The following is a 2,813-nucleotide window of genomic DNA, read 5'->3' as shown; positions in this document are numbered from 1 at the left end:
CGCCACCGTCGTGCTGGCCCGGGGTCGCGCCGCCGTCGGCCGGACCCTCGAGCCCGCCGCCGCTGGTGGTCTGCATGTCATCGTCGTTGAGTGGCATCGTGCTCCCTCGGATCAACCCGCCCCCGCCGTTGGTCGGGTGCGTCGTGCGGCGGGAGTTACCCCGCGCCCGATCTTCTCTAACCACACTGCACCCCACCGTAGACGCCGGAACCGGCCCACACGCGCCGTTCACGGCGGTGGCGGTGGCAGGATGGACGGACCCGACCGGATGGAGGTGCCGATGGACACGCCGCTCACCCCGGTGACCGAGGACTGGCAGCGGGCGCTGGCGATCGTGGCGCACCCCGACGACCTGGAGTTCGGTGCAGCCGCCGCGATCGCCCGCTGGACCGCCCAGGGCAAGCAGGTGGTGTACTGCCTGGTGACCAGCGGCGAGGCGGGCATCGACGGGATGGCGCCGGAGCAGGCCCGCACGGTACGCGAGCAGGAGCAGCGCGCCTCGGCGGAGCTGGTCGGCGTGGACGTCGTCGAGTTCCTCGGCCTGCCCGACGGAATCCTGGAGTACGGCGTACCGCTGCGCCGGGAGCTGGCGGCCGTGGTGCGCCGGCACCGCCCGGAGATCGTCATCACGAACAACTTCCGGGAGACCTGGGACGGCGCGGTCACCCTGAACCAGGCCGACCACATCGCGGTGGGCCGGGCCACGCTGGACGCGGTCCGGGACGCCGGCAACCGGTGGATCTTCCCGGAGCAGCTGACCGACGAGGTCGAGCCGTGGAGCGGGGTACGCCAGGTGTGGGCGGCCTCGTCGCCGCGCGCCGAGCACGGCGTGGACACCACCGAGACGTTCGCGCAGGGGGTGGCGTCGCTGGAGGCACACGAGGCGTACCTGACCGGGTTGGGTGACGGCAGCTTCGATGCCGAGGAGTTCCTGGAGGGCGGCGCGCGGCCGGTGGGGAGCCGGTTGGGCGTGCGCTACGGCACCTCGTTCGAGGTGTTCCACTTCGACCTGTGGTAGCCGACCGGCCCGCTCCACGCGTGGTGGGGCGGGCCGGTGTCGCCAGTGCCCGGGTCAGGGCATGATTCGGGCCAGGTCGTCGGGCATGGTGTCCTTCACCTCGTCCCACTCGCCCTGGGTGATGTGCCGGCGCAGGGTGTCCAGCACGACCTGGACCACCCGTTCCGGGCCGCCCTGCACGTCGTACGGGAAGCCCTGGCGGACCTCGTACAGGAAGTCGTCCCGGTTCAGCTTGATCGGCACGTCGGACGGCTGCCAGCCCTCGAAGTAGATGCCGCGCACCACCATCGGCAGTTGGGCGGAGAACTCCACGCTCTCCTGCACCGGCATCCGGTCGCGCAGCAGGTGCAGCACCGTGCGCAGCGCCGCGTACGACTGGTTGCGCTGCTCCTTCGGCCACCCGTATGCCTGCTCGATGTCCTTGAGGATCAGGATGGTCTTGTCCATCGAGGACTCGACCGCCGACTCGAACCGCTCAGACATCCGTCCACCCCCGTAGGTCGGTCTCCCACCGTCGGTCGTCGTGCCGTCGCGGCGGCCCCGTCGGGCCGCTCCGGGACCGTACCGGGCTGCTCCCGGTTCGTGGCACCCTCCGGACCTGGCCGGACGCGCCGACGACCCGCAGCACCGCGCCCTGTCGTCGCTGCCGCACCACCTGAGCCGTCATCGCCCACCACCCCCCGCGGTGTCGCCGTTCTCCGTCTCCACCCCAGCCTGCCGACCTGCCGGGTGACCCATCCTCACCCCCACCGGATGACCCACCCTCCCGCCGCCGCGCCGGATCTCGACCCCGAGTTCCGGCGACGAGCGCGAGCCGCTCCACGCGATCATGGAGTCGCGGCAGTCACGAATCGGGGTTGGTCACCACGAAACGGCAGCCACAACTCCATGATCGGCGCGGGCTGGCGAGGCGCGGGCCGGTGCGGGTGGGGTGAGTGGGTGGGGTGGGGTGTGCAGTGGGCGGGCTCAGGCGGCCCGGCGCTCGCGGGTCTGCTTGCAGGTCACGCAGGTGGTCGCCGACGGGAAGATCTCCAGGCGTTCCACCGGGATCGGCGAGGTGCAGCCCTCGCAGAAGCCGTACGTGCCCTCGGCGAGACGCGTCAACGCGTGCTCGAACTGGGCGCGCCGGTCGAGGATGGTCCGCAGCAGTGACTGCGCGGTGTCCCGCTCGGCGGTCTTGGTGCCGCTGTCGGCCTGGTCGTCGCCGGCGGTGTCGCCCACCTCGACCAGCCGCAGCACGTGGCTCTGCTGCACCGCCTGCTCGTACTCCGCGGACAGCTCGTCGTGGCGGGCCTGCAGGGAGAGTCGGATCTGGTCGATCTCCGCCTGGGATCGGCCCGTGCCGACCGTGTCGTGGACGAGCATCGCTGCCTGCCTTTCCTGGGCCTCGTCATCATCGCGGGCGGAAGTGTCTCCACCCGGTCATACCGCCCAGTCGAGGACTCCCGGGCGCCGTGAGCCCCGCGATTACCCAGCCCGTCAGCAGGTCAAACCGAGTCGTCGTCGGATTCCACGATCGCGGGACGGCGCGCGTCGTCGGCCCGGACCACCAGGTCGGCGAAGGTGGCGGGGGCGACCTCGTCGGCGTACCGGGCGAAGGCGGGCAGCGTCCAGGCCAGGTCGGGGGCGGTGCGGCGACTCAGCGCGCCGGGCGACAGTTCGAGGTGGACGACGACGTCGAAGGGCAGCCCGCCGCCGAGCAGGAACGTGCCGCTGACCAGCACCACCCCGCCGGGCGGCAGGGCGACGTAGTCGGCGCGGCTGGCCCGGTCGGCCCCGGCGTCCCAGAGCGAGG

3 protein-coding genes and 1 pseudogene are annotated in these 2,813 nt (G+C 72.2%); 1 reads left to right on the top strand and 3 read right to left on the bottom strand.

The annotated features are described in order from the left end of the window. The first annotated feature begins 250 nt into the window (after positions 1-250). A complete protein-coding gene (locus EYA84_RS29995) occupies positions 251-1,018 on the top strand; it encodes a PIG-L deacetylase family protein (protein WP_236146041.1) in 768 nt (255 codons plus the stop codon). A gap of 54 nt (positions 1,019-1,072) precedes the next feature. Here EYA84_RS29995 and EYA84_RS29990 read toward each other — a convergent pair whose 3' ends face one another. The 3 genes and pseudogenes from EYA84_RS29990 to EYA84_RS29975 form a co-directional block, all read right to left on the bottom strand. Continuing rightward, positions 1,073-1,501, bottom strand: coding sequence for a DUF2267 domain-containing protein (locus EYA84_RS29990; RefSeq protein ID WP_131057497.1), 429 nt, complete (start codon positions 1,499-1,501; stop codon positions 1,073-1,075). Between the two features lie 483 nt (positions 1,502-1,984). Then, positions 1,985-2,383, bottom strand: coding sequence for a TraR/DksA C4-type zinc finger protein (locus EYA84_RS29980; protein WP_131057494.1), 399 nt, complete (start codon positions 2,381-2,383; stop codon positions 1,985-1,987). A gap of 122 nt (positions 2,384-2,505) precedes the next feature. Continuing rightward, positions 2,506-2,813, bottom strand: a pseudogene (locus EYA84_RS29975) (uridine kinase); the annotation flags it as partial.

The organism is Verrucosispora sp. SN26_14.1, from assembly GCF_004307965.1.
Classification (GTDB): Bacteria; Actinomycetota; Actinomycetes; order Mycobacteriales; family Micromonosporaceae; genus Micromonospora.
Note: the sequence above shows the minus strand (reverse complement) of the source record. Positions and strands in the feature narration are given on the sequence as shown.